This window comes from Roseixanthobacter psychrophilus, assembly GCF_043195195.1.
Classification (GTDB): domain Bacteria; phylum Pseudomonadota; class Alphaproteobacteria; order Rhizobiales; family Xanthobacteraceae; genus NCEH01.
On the sequence record NZ_JBAFWT010000066.1, the window covers coordinates 1 to 16,781 of the forward strand.

The following is a 16,781-nucleotide window of genomic DNA, read 5'->3' on the forward strand; positions in this document are numbered from 1 at the left end:
GTCAAGAACAAGCGGCTGTTTCGGCTTTGTCGCGAGAAACACTCCACGGTGCGCCACGGCGCGGCCGCGAGCGGCCCATCGGGACGCTAGCTCCCATGATGATCTCGATGCGGCCGAGCGAGCGCTGGTCGCTCGACCTCGTGTCGGATCAGTTCAACGATGAGATGCACTTCCCCGCCCTGACCCTCGTGGACGATTGCCCTTGGGAAAGCCTAGGCTTGGTGGCGAACACATCGCTCTTCGAAATCCGCATGGCCCGAGAACTGGATCGCCTCATGGCCGAGTGGGTGAGCCGAGTATGATCGCCGCCCATTGATCGGCGTCACCGGCACCGAAACGGCAATCCCCCATCCGCCAACCCAATGATTCTTATCTTATGATGCAACGGCCCGCTCATAACGCCGAAACTACATCAAGCATGGAATATCAACTTCCTCGCCTCAGCCGCGGAGATCGCCTCCTCCCTGTGGCCCAGGAATATTAATACGCTCACGCTCTACAACCATCGGCCCGCGGCGAACTTGAGCATGGATGGAGGTGACGTATTCTCCCAACATCCCGATAAAGGCGAGCTGCACTCCCGACAAGAAGAACAAGGCGATGATGATCGTCATTGTGCCGCGCGGTGCAAGATCTGGCGCGATAAGGAAAGATAGAACCCCAATACATGCATATACTAGACACAGTATGGATAGAGCGAATCCCACAAATGTGCAAAAACGCATGGGAGCATTTGTGAAGGAAAATATTCCATTCATCGCCTGATCGATCAGGCGCATCAAATTGTTCTTCGAAATCCCGCTTCGGCGCGCCTTCCACGTATAAGGTATGATCAGCCGTTTGAACCCGCATGATGCGATGATGCCGCGAATGTAGGGGTAATGATCGTCATGACTGATCACCACTTCCCAAACCTTTCGGTCGATCAATTGGAACTCGCCGACATTCTTCGGAATCTCGAAGTCGGAGAAGCCGTTCACGATCCGATAAAAAATGCCACGGCACGTGCGTAACGCGAAACTCTCCTCCCGGTTAGCCCGGGCGCCGGCCACGATCTCGATTCCGTTCTCCCAATGCCGGACAAATTCCGGGATCAGTTCCGGCGGGTCTTGAAGGTCGACCGGCATGAAGACCACGACCGCGTCGCCGGTCGCATAGCGCAGGCCATTGAACAGTGAACGGAACGGACCGAAGTTCCTTGCATTCAGGATCACCTTGACGCTCTGATCCTCGGCGGCAATTTCCCGCAGGATCTCCACCGTTCGGTCGGTTGAGGCATTGTCGGCGAAGACATGTTCGAGCCGGTATTGCGGGAGCTCCGCCGCAAAGATGGCCTTGACCGCCTCGTAACAGGCGCGGACATTCTCCTCTTCATTGAAGCACGGCGAAACGACTGAAATTGTCTTCACCGCTTTTTCTCCTGGAAAACAAATGTCCGCATCGTCGCGAAGGTCACGATCACCACGATCGGCAAAAGGACAAGTTGGGCATAAAGAGGGGCGACGCCAGCGTCAATGAGCCCGCGTAACGCCAGCGCGTTGAGTGCGTATATGGCAGCGTAGGCTAGGGCGAAGCGCGGCAAGCGACGAATGTCGCGGTTGGCGAAAACGAACCGGCCGGTGGTTGCAAAATTGAATGCGACGCCCGTGACCGTCGCGACCAGCAGCGCCAGTTCGGGGCCGAGGCCGAACAGAACCCCCGCAGCAAAAACCATATAGCCGAAAGCTGTGTTCAGAAGTCCTACGGCGAGAAACCGCGCAAATCGCCGGACCTCGGCAGAGCGCAGCGAAGAGGCGATGCCGTCAAGCATCTGCTGCAGCGGGATCGCGATCCAGCTTCCCGCCGGACAGGCCCCGGTCCCGACACTCGCGATGCCAGGCGACGGTCTTGGCAAGTCCCGCCTCCAGCTCGATCCGCGGAGTCCAGCCGGTTGCCTTGGTCAGGCGCGCGATGTCCGCCTCCATGTGCCAGATCTGGTCGGCGCGATAGGGAATTTCCCCAAACACCAACTCCATTTCTGGGGCGACCAGGTCACGGATGGATTCAACTATCTGCCGCACCGGCACCGGTTGGCCGGACCCGAGGTTGTAAATTCCATTTACCCCCGGCTCGATCGCCGCAGCGAGGATGCCACGGGCCACATCATCGATGAAGAGGTAGTCCCAGCGCTGCGTCCCCAGCGTCGTCCTCGGACGTGAGCCGTCCATCATCTCCTCGATCATGGACGGGATCAGCCAGTCGGGTTTGTCTCCCGGTCCGTACGTGGAGAAAAGCCGCAGCCAAGTAAAGGTAACACCTGCCTGTGCGGCGAGCTGCCGCGTCAAATGCAACACCGCGAGCTTTGCCGCCCCATAAAGCGAGGAAGGCTCGGGCAAATCACTCTCGCTGATCTTGCCGCTGAGCGCACCATATTCGCCCTGCGAACCGAGCCCGACGAACCTTCCCGCCCCCGCCTGCACGGCCGCATCAAGAATGCCGCAAGAGGCATCGATATTGTCCGTGATCTGCAGCCGGTCGAAACGCGCCCGATTGCTGACCCCGTTCCACGCAAGGTGGATCACCACATCGGGCGGCTCTTCCCGCATCATCGCCGATACGCCGTCGCTGTCACGGAGATCGAGCTCGAACACGCGCATTTGCGCCCGAATGGGAGAAAGCCTCTGCCTGCTGCCACCCGGCCGCACCGTGCCGACGACATGGTGCCCCCCCTCGACCGCGGCTCGCGCCACGGCGGCCCCGACGAATCCTCCGGCGCCGGTAATGAGAAGCTTCATTGCAATCCTGGCCCTCGCGCACAAGACATGGCGGCCGCACATGGAACTGGCCCGCTAGCGCAAACTAGCGAGCTGTGCCGGAGCGAAACGGAAACCCACTCATCCGGCTGTTTCAACGATACGTCTCAGAGCCTCAGGACGCGGATAATCCACAAAACGATTGCCCCGCGCGTAGGCCGCTGCGTCAAGATAAGGGTACTGGTCGTTGATGGGACGTCCCATCTCCAACTTCGGCTCAATCAACGTCTGATCGCTCAAGATCACGTCGATGACAATAGCGCCCCGCGTAAAAAGATCGGGCGTGAGGTCCTCGAGACGCTCAATCCTCGCATAGTCTAACCCATAGGCCTGCGCGATCTTGCCGAAATCAGGTGTGCTATAGCCATCATAAGATGCTGTGTATCGACTACCAAGATAACTATCTTGAAACTGCCTTATGATACCGTAGCACCCATTATTCATAATGACGATTGCAATATCGAGATCGAGATGCTTCACCGTCTGGAGTTCCTGGATGTTGACCTGGAATCCGCCGTCACCGTTGTAGGAAATTACCTGGCGCGTCGGAGATACCAGCTTGGCGCCGATCGCTGCGCAAAGCGCATATCCCATCGGGGAATTACCACCGGCGGTGAACAATTGGTGGCGCTTGACCTTGAACGCCTGATGCAGCCAGCAAACCGCGGCGCCGGTGTCCGCCGCAACAATCGCATCCTCTTCCACAAGTGCGCCAAGGCGCCGAACGACATCATAAGGTGAGAGAGTGTTAAGTTTCTTGGCCGTCGTGCTGACTTCCCGGCCAAAATATTCGGACTTCATTTCATCGACATAAGAGAGCCATTCGGCTTCAAGCTGACGCGGACCGATTTGGTCTAGCACGGCCGGCAGCCCGGTGAGGTTCATCTGGCTTCCCCGGTAGCGCTGCCCCCCGTACTTCTTGATCTCCTCGCCGTCGATGTCGATTACATGCACGATCGCCCCGCAGGCGAAATTATCGGAATTGCCGGATCGCTGACGATTGTCCAGGCGGCTGCCGAGCACGATAACCGTGTCGGCATTCTGCAAAACAAAATTCGCTCCGCGATTGCCATAGACGCCGATCTGCCCGAGGAAACCCGGATGATCATGATCGAATGCGGACAGTCCCGCCCAACTGGACACGAACGGGATCCGGCTCGCCAGCAGCCAGTCAGCGACCTGCTTCTCCACGCCGGCCATCGCGATACCACCACCCCAGAGTACCACCGGGCGCTGAGCGACTTCCAAGGCCGCATTGAGAGCCGCAGCCACCGCATCGATCGTAGCGATGTCGACGTCGGCCGGCACGGTTAGATCGGGAAAATCCGGCTCCATCAGCGCCTGCTGGATGTCCATGGGCACATCCACCAGAACCGGCCCCATGCGGCCGCTCGTCGCGATGAAATAGGCCTTCGCCAATTCGTCGCGGAGCTCCTCCACGGTTCGCACCAAAACCGCATACTTTGTGATCGGGCGAACCATTTCGACGATCTTGGTTTCCTGAAACCCCGACTGCCGAACATTCGCTCCGTGGATCGAGCTGCTCTCGCGTTGGTTGACCTGGCCGGTGATGTGCAGCGATGGGACGGAATCAAAGAACGAGCTCGCAATTCCCGTGATCAGGTTGGTCGCACCGGGTCCTGATGTCGCCATCGTAACGCCCAAGCGGCGTTCGACCCGCCAGACGGCGTCGGCGGCCATCGCTGCAGCCTGCTCATTTTGAAAACAGACGATGTTCAATGCGGGATTACGCCCAACGGCATCGATCATGAAGGCACACGCGCCGCCAGTCAGCGTAAAGACCTGCCGGCTGCCGACCCGCACCAGGAACTCCGTAATATATTCCGCTCCCGTTATCATTGGGTAACCCTTCATCATCGGCGGCGACCAACCGTCTATTCAGCAGCACTGTTGGGTGTGGAAACTATGTGGCGGTTTCCGTGAATAAAATCATGAATACTGGCGAGGATGTGGTCGAGATGGCCCTGGGTCAACCCCGGATAGACACCCACCCAAAACGTCCTTGCCGTCACGATATCGCTATTGCTGAGCGGCCCCACCACGCGATGATTCCTGCCGAGCATATACGGCTGACGCAGCAAATTTCCGCCGAACAGAAGCCGCGTACCGACTTTACGCTTCTCGTTCAGATACCGCATCATGTGCTCGCGATCGAAAGGCGCTTCCGGCCGCAAGGTCAGACAGAAGCCAAACCACGAGGGGTCACTCTCCGCCGTGGGTACCGGAAGCAAAAAGACATCTTCGAGATCGGCGAGACCATCGCGCAGATACTGCCAATTGGCCCGGCGTGCAGCGACGAATTCGTCCAGCCGGTCCATCTGCGCCAAACCGACGGCGGCCTGCATGTCGGTGATCTTCAGATTATATCCAAGGTGCGAATAGGTATATTTGTGATCATATCCGAACGGCAGATCACCCAGCTTCCATTCGAAGCGCTTGTTGCAGGTGTTGTCCTTACCTGGCTCACAATAACAATCGCGTCCCCAATCGCGAATGGATTCAACAATGCGCTTAAAGGTCGTGGAATTGCAGAGAACCGCCCCACCCTCGCCCATGGTGATATGATGGGCAGGATAGAAGGACAGCGTACCAAGGGCACCGAAAGTACCCACCTTCTGCCCGCGATAGGTCGCGCCGAGCGCATCGCAGCAATCTTCCACCAGAAAAAGATCGTGTTTCTTTGCAAATTCGGCGACGACGCCGAGATTAAAGGGATTGCCCAGGGCGTGCGCGACCATGATTGCCCGTGTGCGCGGCGTCAAAGCCTCCTCGAGCCGAGTAACGTCGATATTGTAGGTTCCCAACTCCACATCGAGAAATACCGGAACCAAGCCATTCTGGATGATCGGGTTCACAGTGGTGGGAAAGCCGGTCGCACAGGTGATCACCTCATCGCCTGGCTTGAGCGCCTTGTCTTCGAGGAGGTATGATGTGAGCGCGGTCGCAGCGAGAAGGTTCGCGGAGGATCCCGAGTTCGTCGTGAGCGTGCGCCGCGCTCCGGTTGCCTTGGCGAGCACGTTTTCGAACTTCGTGTTGAACCGCCCCGTGGTCAGCCACATATCAAGACAGGCATCGACGAGATTGCGCATTTCCGGCGCGCCGAGGACCTTTCCGCTTGGCGGCACGACCGTAGCATCCGCTACGAACGGCTTCGGTCCGTGAGCAAGCTCGGCATAGCGTTCCGACAGGGCCAAAATTTGCTCACGCAATTCGGCCAATTCATTCACCGAGCTCATACCGATCTCCGGATACTTGTCAAAAGCTCACATCTCCGTTCGGATTATGCCGTCTTCTTCCGCACGAAAAGGAGATAGCTGAGCTTTCATGGATTTTTGACGTATAACCCGATCCTTTACATGAAATTTTCAAGTCCAATGACCTAAATCATCCATATAAGTGCCATAGCCCACATTATGGTAGGTGGTATACGGGCGAAAATGTTCAGTGGCAAGGCTTTCCGCCCTATCAAGCTTCGACACGCCTTCGGCGTCGCGCCACACAAGGACGGGCTTACACAACATCCGCGAGGCCTCCGCCGAGCCCCGCACTTTCGCGGGCAAGAAGGACGCGGCGCCACGCCTCGATCTGACTCAAGGTGAGCGCCGACACCTCTTTCTTCCCTGATTCCGTTGAGCAATCCGCCGCCTCAAACGCCTTGTACCACAACGCGGTCTGCTTGATGACCTCTTCCACCGACCAGGCGGGTAGCCAATCAAGCTTATTACGCGCCAGCGAACTGTCGAGAGCGAGGGCACCAGCCTCGGGCAAAGGCTGGTCCATATAAAGCAGGTTTGGCCGCCGCCAATGCCCTGCCATGGCTTCGAGGACCTGCCGCACCGAGACCTGCCGGACGTCTTGCGGCCCGAGATTCCATGCCCGAGCGAAACGTTCTGGCTCAGAGGACAGCAGGCCGGCCAGAAGCATGCCGTATCCCTGAACCAGGGCAAGGACATGCTGCCAGGGGCGTGTAGCGTCAGGATATCGCAGCGTCAGGGCTTCATTCCGCATCACGGCGCGAACGAAATCCGGAACCAACCTGTCTTCCGACCAATCGCCGCCGCCGATGATATTGCCGCCGCGCGCCGTCGCGATCGCTGGCCCGGCGCCATCCTTGTGAGGAAAGGACGCCGCATAACTCTGGATAACCATTTCAGCCGCCGCCTTCGAGGCGCTGTAAGGATCCTTCCCCCCGAGCGGGTCATTCTCGCGGTAAGGCCATTCCCATTCGTTGTTGCGGTAAACCTTATCCGTGGTGACGCAAACCACGCCTTTCACGCTCTTCACCTGCCGGGCCGCTTCCAGGACATGCGCTGTCCCAAGCGCATTGACGGCGAAAGTCTCGACAGGCTTGAGGTAGGATCGGCGCACGAGGGGCTGGGCTGCGAGATGCAGCACGAGGTCCGGCTCGACCTCCTTCATGACGCTGAGGACAGCATCACCGTCTTGAATGTCGGCATAGGTGGATGGAACGGTGCGATCGAGGCCCAGCACATGAAACAGCGCTGGATCGGTTTCCGGCGGCAGCGAATATCCCGATATTTCAACGCCGATGCTCTTAAGCCAGAGGCAGCACCAGGATCCCGTAAAACCTGTGTGCCCCGTTATGAACACGCGCGTTCCCGAAAGCACGCTTTCAAACTGCAAATGCTTCATGAAACGGCCACCCCTCAATATGCCCGATCAAGCCGCGCAAAACGTCCGGCGGGTCCTTGGGATTCAGCTATACCGAACAAACTGACGCAAAGTGAGGCCCGTTCGCCTGCCATCACATCGCACACGAGCCCGGCTCAACCAACCTCCATGCAGCGACGAGAAGGCCCCACCCGCCCCCGAAGAATTCGCCTGTCACCCCGGGTTCAACGCCCGATCACCAGACCTTCCACGGCGCCGCGCCACTGGACCAGAGTTCCTCCAGGTACATTTTGTCGCGCAGGGTATCCATCGGCTGCCAGAAACCCTCGTGCTTGTAGGCATAGAGCTGGCCATCCCGCGACAGCCGTTCAAGCGGCTCGCGCTCCCAGATCGCCTCATCGTTGGGGTCGATATAGTCGGCAACCTTCGGCGAAAGAACAAAAAAACCGCCGTTGATAAAGCCACCTTCACCGTCCGGTTTTTCCCGGAAATCTCGCACCTGATTATCCACAATTTCCATCTGCCCGAACCGCTTCGGTGGATAAGCAGCCGTCACCGTCGCAAGCCCCCCGTGCTGACGATGAAACGCAATGGAAGCAGCTATGTCGATGTTGGCGACCCCATCCCCATAGGTCAGGCAAAACGCATCTTCACCGATGTGCGGCAGAACCCGCCTCAGTCGGCCGCCCGTCATCGTAGCATCGCCAGTCTCAATCAACGATATGCGCCAGGGCTCCGCATCGTTTCTATGAACACTTACCTCGCCAGTTCTCAGATCAACCGTAATATCCGACATATGCCGTGCATAATTTGAAAAGTATTCTTTGATAAGATAACCTTTGTACCCTAAACATATTACAAAATCATTGACCCCAAAATGGGAATAGATTTTCATAATATGCCAGATTATCGGGTATCCTCCGATTTCCACCATTGGCTTCGGCCGAATGACAGTCTCTTCGCTCAGCCGGGTACCGAGACCGCCCGCAAGAATTACTGCCTTCATGGGAACCACCCTAGCCAATACGATGGCCTATAGCCTTAATTACAAAGACCACAAGCGCAGATCATCTACCGTGTTCTCCAATAGCAATCAAGCTGCATCGCCGGAGACGAAGCATTCAAAAAAATGCAGAAGACCGCTGAGATTAGTGATACGTGGATACCATAGATGATGGATTTCGTCCAGGCGAAATGAAGGGTCTGACGGGGCCAAAAGGTCGCGATCCAGCATTTGTTAGCCGCGACTTATCAAGACGCGCACCTGATGAAAGTAGCCTACAGATAATACTGTGCGGTTCGCCTGAGGCCTTCCTCAAGGCTGACGCTTTCTTCATAATCGATCAAGGAATGCAGCTTCTCGAGCTTCGGAGCGCGCCGTTGTACCGAACCGGACGGCGAGGGATGCAAAATGATCTCGCCATTCAGGCCGCAGACCTGCATCATCAGTTCACCCAATTTTTGAATCTGGATCTCCCGCTCGCCACCGACATTGACGACTTGTCCTGCCGCCGCTTCGGTTTCCGCGAGTGCGATCGTCGCGCGCGCCGCGTCGTCGCCATAGATGAAGGAGCGCGTGTCATTATAACCGAATAGGGCGAAGACGCCGTCCCGCGCACGATTCAGAAAATCGGGAATGACGTGCTTGTCGCCCATCCTGGGGCCATATGCATTGTGGTAGCGAATGATGGTGAAGGGGGTGTCATAGTGACGGCACCCATTCACAGTTGCGATTTCGCCGTGCATTTTAGATGCGCCATACGACCAGCGTGCGTTGAATATGTCATCGATACCCAGAGGCACGTCTTCGCCCGTAGGAACCTCCCAATCGAATCGCGTCACCGTGGCGGCGTAGGCCTCAGACGTACCGGCATAGACGAAGCGCTTCAACCGACCGAGCGAACCATACCGTTCGAGCAGATAAAGCGTTGGCAGCGTGCAACATTTTACGACGTCGAACGGCCGCTCATAGAAGTTTTGCGTGCCATTCAGTGCCGCCATGTGAAAAACGACGTCGATATCCGCCGGCAACGCATCGACCGCGCGTGCGTCGGTGAGATCGACCTCCAAATGAGACACGTTCGGCCGCGACGTGAGGTCACGGTAGAGCGAATCGTTTTCGCCGCGAATGAAACTATCTACGCAGACGACGCTGGTCTCTGGAATGTCGGCCAACATTTTGGCAATGTAATAGCCCAAGAAGCCGGCCGCCCCTGTCACCAGCACTCGTCTGCCTTTAACATCGGTCATTGTCCGCACTCTTTCTTCGCAGCGACGGGCCCCTTTAACTTTGCTTTTAAAGCAAAGTCTACCTGTCATATCCGGTGGGGCTGAAATTCGCCAAAGGTCGCACAGCGTGCTGCACTGCCGAAATGGCGCTTGCATGAGACACCGTTTGACGACATAGGTTAGCCGATGCCTCGGCCCATCGACAGTGGTCCAGTGCTCCGCACGCTCAATTTTCAGCGGGTAATTGTATGAAAGTTCCCCACGATTTCAAAGACCGTCGCGTCTGCATCATTGGGCTTGGTTATGTCGGCCTTACATTGGCTGTCGCGATGGCGGAAGTCGGCTTCGAAGTCTACGGAGTCGAACATAATCCGAGCGTTGTAAGCGCCATCATGGGGGGCTCCGCACATTTTTCCGAATTTGGCCTTGATGTCCGGCTGCGGGCTCAGGTTGCGACCGGCCGACTCAAGGCGTCGCAGGAATGGCCGGATGCGCTTAGCCATTCGGTGTATATCATTACGGTCGGGACACCTCTTTCCGAAGGGAAGGTCACCAACCTCACGTCGATTGTTGCGGTTTCTCAACGTCTCCGAGAAATCCTAAGCGATAATGACCTCGTCATCCTTCGATCGACCGTGCGAATCGGCGTCACCCGCGATTTTGTCAAACCTGTTCTTGACAAAGCGAATGTTAAGTTCGGGTTGGCTTTTTGTCCCGAACGTACACTCGAGGGTCGCGCCCTTCTTGAATTGCGCAGCCTTCCTCAGATCGTTGGCGGCATCGACGAGAGTTCAGTGTTGCGCGCGTCGCAGCTCTTCAACTTCCTGACGCCGACGACAATTCGCGTTCGCGACGTGGAAACCGCGGAGATGATCAAGCTGATCAACAATACTCAGCGCGATCTGATGTTTGCTTTTGCGAACGAAGTGGCAAGTATGTGCGACGCTACCGGCATATCCGCTCTCGAGGTCATTCGCGCAGGCAATATGGGCTATGCGCGCGCCTCCATGCCCGTGCCCGGACCGGTGGGCGGCCCCTGCCTTGAGAAAGATGCTTATATCCTTGCGGAAAGCGTCCGCCTGCGAGGCGGCGAGGTTCAATTGACGCTGATGGGGCGGAGCATCAACGAAGCCCTGCCCGCACAGACCGTCAAGCATGTCGCCGAGTTTCTCGACGGTGTCTTGGTCAAGAAGATCGCGATCGGCGGCCTTGCCTTCAAAGGTCGCCCTGAGACGTCTGATTTGCGGGGAACGCTCGCAATTCCACTAATCGCCCGCCTCCGGGAAAAATATCCCTCGGCAGAAATCTTCGGCTTTGATCCCGCCATTACGGAAGGCGATATCGCTGCGTTAGGCGTGAGTTACGCTGGGTCGCCGGAGGATGCGTTCCGGGATGCGAATTGCGTCATATTTCAAAACAATAATGCGAATTTTGAACATCTTGACCTAAACGCGTTGTCACAGAGCATGGCGCCTGGAGCTGTCATTTATGACCTCTGGAATCAATTCGATCCGGAGACGCTCAAGCTGGCTCACAAGGGACGTTATTTCGGTTTGGGCACCAGGATGCTGACCGAGCATCCCGAACAGGAATATGCCGGTAAGACCGGTTCCGGCGACGCTCCAGATGAATCGCCCGACGCAGGGGTTGCGGGAGTGGGGTGACCCAGGTCCTAATCCGTCCGCGGTCATCTCTCAGCGGATGGCGTCCGCTTTGCCTTCCGTCCAATGGGCGAAGCCAAACAAATCACGCCCGCGTTGCGGGTATGAGTGATGGACGATCTCCAGCGCACCGTTACATGATGTCTGAGTTTTCTCCTGTCGAGCACGCATCTGCTCGACAGCTGCCGCTCTTGTAAACGCACTCCAAACGGATAAAATCAACGTTAAGTTCGTTGCCCTGGAGGATATCAATGTCACTTTCATTCCTTGGTAGGAAAAAACATCTTAATAAGAGACCTCCTATTAAGAATACAGACGCAACGAAAATTGATTTGATTCAGTATAATTCTTTTACAGAAGACAATATGATCCAATCCAGCTTATTCGACGCCTTTTTTTATATTTCGAAATATGCTGATGTTGCAAATGCTGATATTGAACCGTTTCGGCATTATGTTCATTTCGGGCGTCAGGAGGGTCGACACCCGTCAATCGACTTTGACCCGGCCGAGTATCTTGCCGCGAATAGAGATTTATCGATTTCAATCTCCGATGCGCCACTGCATTATGTGAATATTGGGCGTTTCGAAAATCGCGCACGTTCCCGAAGAGAGGCTTATATCTTAAGTCATTATAAATTGGCTGAAGAGAGCGGTCTTTTCGATGCGGTTTTTTACCGTAAAATGTTACCGTCATTGCCTTCGGAACAAGATCCCCTGCGGCATTATCTTATTACGGGTAGCCGATTTCACCTCGATCCGAGTCCTGAATTTGATGCAGTATTCTATGCAAGTCAGAACCGGGCTTGCAGGTTGAATGAAACGCCACCGCTTATCGACTATCTTTTGTCGAAGAAAGAGGGCCAGACGCGGGCGGTGGTCCCGGACAACGATTTTCATTGGATCAATGAATGGCCGGATCCGGACGAGGACGTTCATATTGAGCGCCTACGCCGCTGCGCTTTTGAGTATCGACATGGTATAATTTACTCTAAAAATATGAGCACTTCTCAAATAGCGTTTGCGATCGACGATTTGTCCGGCCGGACCCTGCCAAATACGCCTTCGCCAACACCTTTCATTTCGATAATTATTCCGGTTTATGGTCAGATTTCTTTTGTTTTAAGTTGTCTTGATTCTTTGGCGCGGCATAAGTCGCGATACAATTTCGAAATCATCATAATGGATGACGCCTCCCCTGAAGAGACGGGAACGGGGTTTCTCGAAGGCATTTCCTGGATTCGCTATATACGCAGCGAACAAAACCTTGGATTTATAGGGGCATGTAACTTTTCGGCGCAACATGCGCGGGGTGAATATCTTGTTTTTCTGAACAGCGATACACGCGTCTGCAGCAATTGGCTCGATGAGTTGATTGGAACCTTTGAGGACCGGCCACGCGCGGGGTTTGTTGGTTCCAAGTTATTCTATGAAGATGGCACATTGCAGGAGGCTGGCGCCATCGTCTGGCGGGACGGCAGCGCATGGAACTTCGGACGCAACGATGAGCCCGGAAAACCGCAATACTGCTACGCGCGCCAGGTTGACTATTGTTCCGGGGCTGCCATTGCGGTGCCGCGCCAGCTCTGGAATGAGCTGGGTGGTTTCGACACACACTACCTTCCAGCCTATTATGAAGATGTCGACTTTGCCTTCAAGGTGCGCGCGGCGGGCTATGAGGTTTGGTATCAGCCGCTTGCCCGGGTGCTCCACTTTGAGGGTAAATCTCACGGAATTGACGAAACGAAGGGAGTGAAGGCGTTCCAGGTCGTGAATGCTCGAAAATTCGCTACGCGTTGGGCCGAGACATTAAAGGACCATCGGCCGAACGGCGAATTGCCAATGCTGGAATCCGATCGGTCCGCCAAGCTCCGCATGCTGACGCTTGACGCCGTCGCACCGAGCCCCGACAAGGATGCAGGCTCTATTATGACGATCAAGCTTCTGAACATTTTTCAGAAGCTGGGTTGGCATGTATCGTTTATTGCAACCCACAATCCTGTTTTTGATTATAAATATACCGCCGATTTGCAGCGAGCCGGTATTGAAACATTTCAGCTGCCACAGTTTCAATCCATCGACAGCGTCATGACGGAGCGTCGGGAATTCGATGTGGTGCTCGGCTTCCGGGTCACAGCGTTGGGGCCTGTCTATGACCGGCTGAGAAATGCCTACCCTAGCGCCCTCATCATGTTTCACGACATCGATCTGCATTACCTGCGCATGCAGCGGGAGGCCGAGCTGAAGAAGGATTCGACCCTGGCGCGCAAAGCGGAGCTCGTTCGGGATGAAGAGCTCAATTTGATTGCGCAGGTCGACTGCACCATCGTTCCCTCTGACATCGAAAAGCACATCATCGTCGGAGAACTCGGCGTCCAGAATGTATTGGTATATCCGTATACTGCAGACGTCATACGCAGCGCGACCGCCTTCGGCGACCGACATGACATTGTCTTCGTGGGGGGATATGCCCATTCTCCGAACGTGGATGCGGTTGAATATTTTGTTCGCGCCATCTGGCCCGAGCTGCAGCAACGCCTACCCCAGTCCGCCAAGTTTCGTGTGGTCGGCGCGGGTGCTCCCGATTCCCTGCGGGAGCTCGCGTCGGACCGGATCATCTTGGATGGATTCGTAGAAGATCTTGCTCCGCTTCTGGACCAATGCCGCGTCTTCGTTGCCCCGCTCAGGTACGGTGCGGGCTTAAAGGGAAAAGTTGTGACTGCGCTGTCACACGGCGTGCCGTGTGTCGCATCATCAATTGCAATAGAAGGAATGGGGCTTACCGACCGACACGAACTTCTTGTGGCTGACAAGGCTGCCGATTTCATCGAGCGCGTTATTCAGCTCTACGAGGATGAGGCCTTGTGGACCGCCTATCAAGAGGCCGGTTATGGTTTCGTGACGCAGCATTATTCTTGGGAATCTGGGATGGCAATTGCCACGGAAGCACTGAAGCAGGCCGAAGCGACTTGGTTCGATCGGGCTCGCACCGCACGAGCGATGCGGTCGGCGGAAGTCAGGGCAATCCGAGAGCGCGGCGAGAACGGATCGCTCTCGAAAACCGAGCCATCTTGATCTTGCCACAGACGTTTACAAATCGACTTCAGCACTGGCGGGGAGAATGACGCCGGTGCCGATACGCTTTCAGGTTGCAGGCGCGGTGAAGCTAGCCGTTAAAATCTGCTCGGCGCTGCAGCTTCGCGCAATGGGAAAGCCGGACTGAGGTGGATAATTTTTACAACCAAAAGTCGGCACCTTCCACTCATAGCAACGCTAGAAAATTTTGTATTGTCTTGATTGCGCGAAGGAATTTCCTTTGAAGCTGGCGAGCGGTCATATTGAAGGCTATATTTTCTTATCTTGTGATCCGCCGCAGGGATGCGTCGCACGTTAGTTCCTGTGATCTCTTGGATTACGAAGTAAACTATAGTCGAGAATACCTGACAGGGGTCGGCGTTGCGGATTAATCGATTAGTTGATAATAAAAATCAGACCGGCGAGCGCTTTGTATTTTCACATACCGAGAGCGAAGTCGAGTTAGAGCATGTTCATCGCTATCTGCTGATGGGGGCTCTCTGCGAGGGCCGCACAGTGCTGGATGCAGCGTGCGGCGAGGGATACGGCACCGCGATCCTGGCTCTCAACGCTCTCAGTGTGGACGGGGTGGACCTTGACGCCGAAACCGTCGCTACCGCTTCAGCCAAATATCCCTTGTCAAACATTGCCTTTCGCACGGCCAACGTAACCCGTCTGCCGTTTGAGGACAGCCGCTTCGATGTCGTCGTAAGTTTCGAGACCATTGAGCATATCGAGCATCAGGAGGATGCGCTCAACGAATTTCGACGGGTCTTGAAGCCCGAAGGTCTGTTGGTGATTTCAACGCCCAACGAACCTGTCTACAACCATAACCGGACGGAACCCAACCCTTTTCACATCAAGGAATTGAAGCGGTCCGATTTCGAAAGCGCGCTGCGCGGTCGTTTTCGGAACCTCTCTCTTTACGGGCAGCGCGTGGTCTTCGGTTCCATGGTGCTTCCTGCCGAAGCACGAAAAGATAAAATCGTCGGCCTGCGGCGCGATGGCACGAGCGGGGAGATTACCGGATCGGGCATGTTCGATTCTTCCATGTATCTCCTTGCTGTATGCAGCGACGGCCCACTTCCCTCCTTCCCGCAAAGCCTTTACGAGGGCGCAATACCACAAAATGCGCTGTCCTCCCTTCTCGGTGGCCTTCAGGAGCGCGACCAGCGGATTTTCGAACTCTCCGAGCAGATGAGCAAAGCCCTGGCTGGGAGCCGCAGGCCATCGCCTCGGAACCTCTTCCCGGATGGCTCCGGTGTCCCTTTGATCGCCGTCGATGCCCCGCCCGAATCGGATGACGCAGCGGTCCTCGATATTCCGTTTGAAAGCTATGATGAATGGATTGATTGGATCGAGCCAAACGGTGCCATTTTGGGCCCGGACTACCTCTCGAATTGCGCAGAGCAGATTCGCCGCGATGGCGTCCTGGAGCCGATATCCAATCGGTATTATCCGGCGGCGCTGGTGTCCGACACCATGGATAATTGGCGAGAAGGATTCCAGACCGGGTCCACGATCTCACGACTGCGCGCGATCCTGCTCGTGATGGCAAGGACGTTTCCGCGCGACAAGCTGGGTGAACTGAAAATCTACGCCCCGGAGGCTCTGACCCCGTTTGCACTTTTACTGAGAGGGCTGTTTCCGAAGTTCGTGGGCTCGGAGTTCGCCTCCGATCCTGAGGTCGCAGACGCGCTGTATCCGATCCCCACGGGGGACGCGCTCGCCAAGCTTTCTTTGCGAAGCGACGCCTTTGACCTCGTCATAACAAATGAAGCCCTGATTCATGAGCCGGACGTGGATGCGGCCCTGTGCGAGATCGCGCGGGTGCTGCGACCCGGCGGCTGGCACCTGGGCACCAGTCCGTTTTTGATGATGAATCAGCGATCTGTCGTGAGAGCGGCAATTGAGGATGGTAAAATCGTCCACTTCGACGATCTGGGTCAGCCAGAAAGCCCGCCCGACGAAAACGCCGCTTCGATATTCGAGATTCCCGGATGGGACATTCTCACCCGGGCGAAGAAAGCGGGTTTTTCGTACGCAAGCTGGCGCTATGTTCAGTCAATATCTGCTGGCGTCCTCACCTCCGATGTAGGCGGCGTGTTCGTTCTTTCGCTTCAAAAATAACACCAGCACCGAAGTCCGCACCCGCCATCGGTGATGCGGCTGAAGCGACGACGCAGCTCGGTGCGACACCGCGCACAGGGATTGTGTCTTCGACAACGTCGCTTTCCCGCGCTGTTCTTCAACGACCAGGGCGCAACGCGCTTGGCCTCGTCGATGGAGCTGGTGAATCACATTTCGGTCGGAATGAATGGGTTCGAGGCCTTGCGACGTTTCGAATGTGCCGAACCACCCCCGCATGCGTT

11 protein-coding genes and 1 pseudogene are annotated in these 16,781 nt (G+C 56.1%); 4 read left to right on the plus strand and 8 right to left on the minus strand.

Annotated elements, in window-relative coordinates; translation table 11 throughout:
- Positions 1-284: pseudogene (locus V5F77_RS26835) on the plus strand (IS3 family transposase); the annotation flags it as partial.
- Between the two features lie 156 nt (positions 285-440).
- Here the strand turns inward: V5F77_RS26835 and V5F77_RS26840 are convergent.
- The 8 genes from V5F77_RS26840 to V5F77_RS26875 all read right to left on the minus strand — a co-directional run bounded on the left by V5F77_RS26840 (position 441) and on the right by V5F77_RS26875 (position 9,695).
- Positions 441-1,409 (minus strand): glycosyltransferase family 2 protein, encoded by a 969-nt coding sequence (locus V5F77_RS26840; protein ID WP_429008158.1) that lies wholly within the window; start codon positions 1,407-1,409, stop codon positions 441-443.
- Positions 1,406-1,810, minus strand: a complete 405-nt coding sequence (locus V5F77_RS26845) for a GtrA family protein (RefSeq protein ID WP_429008159.1) — start codon at positions 1,808-1,810, stop codon at positions 1,406-1,408. The genes V5F77_RS26840 and V5F77_RS26845 overlap by 4 nt, the downstream gene beginning before the upstream one ends.
- On the minus strand, positions 1,803-2,774 hold the full coding sequence (locus tag V5F77_RS26850) for an NAD-dependent epimerase/dehydratase family protein (protein WP_429008160.1): 972 nt from the start codon (positions 2,772-2,774) through the stop codon (positions 1,803-1,805). The genes V5F77_RS26845 and V5F77_RS26850 overlap by 8 nt, the downstream gene beginning before the upstream one ends.
- Positions 2,775-2,873: 99 nt before the next feature.
- The gene (locus V5F77_RS26855) at positions 2,874-4,670 is read right to left on the minus strand and encodes a thiamine pyrophosphate-binding protein (protein WP_429008161.1); all 1,797 of its coding nucleotides are present in this window, start codon (positions 4,668-4,670) and stop codon (positions 2,874-2,876) included.
- 17 nt (positions 4,671-4,687) lie between these two features.
- On the minus strand, positions 4,688-6,049 hold the full coding sequence (rfbH, locus tag V5F77_RS26860; protein ID WP_429008162.1) for a lipopolysaccharide biosynthesis protein RfbH: 1,362 nt from the start codon (positions 6,047-6,049) through the stop codon (positions 4,688-4,690).
- Positions 6,050-6,323: 274 nt separating this feature from the next.
- Positions 6,324-7,466: a CDP-glucose 4,6-dehydratase gene (gene rfbG / locus V5F77_RS26865; RefSeq protein ID WP_429008163.1), complete on the minus strand. Its 1,143-nt coding sequence runs from the start codon at positions 7,464-7,466 to the stop codon at positions 6,324-6,326.
- 214 nt (positions 7,467-7,680) lie between these two features.
- A complete protein-coding gene (gene rfbF / locus V5F77_RS26870) occupies positions 7,681-8,451 on the minus strand; it encodes a glucose-1-phosphate cytidylyltransferase (RefSeq protein WP_429008164.1) in 771 nt (256 codons plus the stop codon).
- Between the two features lie 272 nt (positions 8,452-8,723).
- On the minus strand, positions 8,724-9,695 hold the full coding sequence (locus tag V5F77_RS26875) for an NAD-dependent epimerase/dehydratase family protein (protein ID WP_429008165.1): 972 nt from the start codon (positions 9,693-9,695) through the stop codon (positions 8,724-8,726).
- 227 nt (positions 9,696-9,922) lie between these two features.
- On the opposite strand from V5F77_RS26875, the gene V5F77_RS26880 reads away from it, so the two are divergent.
- The 3 genes from V5F77_RS26880 to V5F77_RS26890 all read left to right on the plus strand — a co-directional run bounded on the left by V5F77_RS26880 (position 9,923) and on the right by V5F77_RS26890 (position 16,539).
- Positions 9,923-11,338, plus strand: coding sequence for a nucleotide sugar dehydrogenase (locus tag V5F77_RS26880; RefSeq protein WP_429008166.1), 1,416 nt, complete (start codon positions 9,923-9,925; stop codon positions 11,336-11,338).
- Positions 11,339-11,700: 362 nt separating this feature from the next.
- Positions 11,701-14,409, plus strand: a complete 2,709-nt coding sequence (locus V5F77_RS26885) for a glycosyltransferase (RefSeq protein ID WP_429008167.1) — start codon at positions 11,701-11,703, stop codon at positions 14,407-14,409.
- 381 nt (positions 14,410-14,790) lie between these two features.
- Positions 14,791-16,539, plus strand: coding sequence for a methyltransferase domain-containing protein (locus tag V5F77_RS26890; RefSeq protein WP_429008168.1), 1,749 nt, complete (start codon positions 14,791-14,793; stop codon positions 16,537-16,539).
- Positions 16,540-16,781 lie beyond the last annotated feature (242 nt).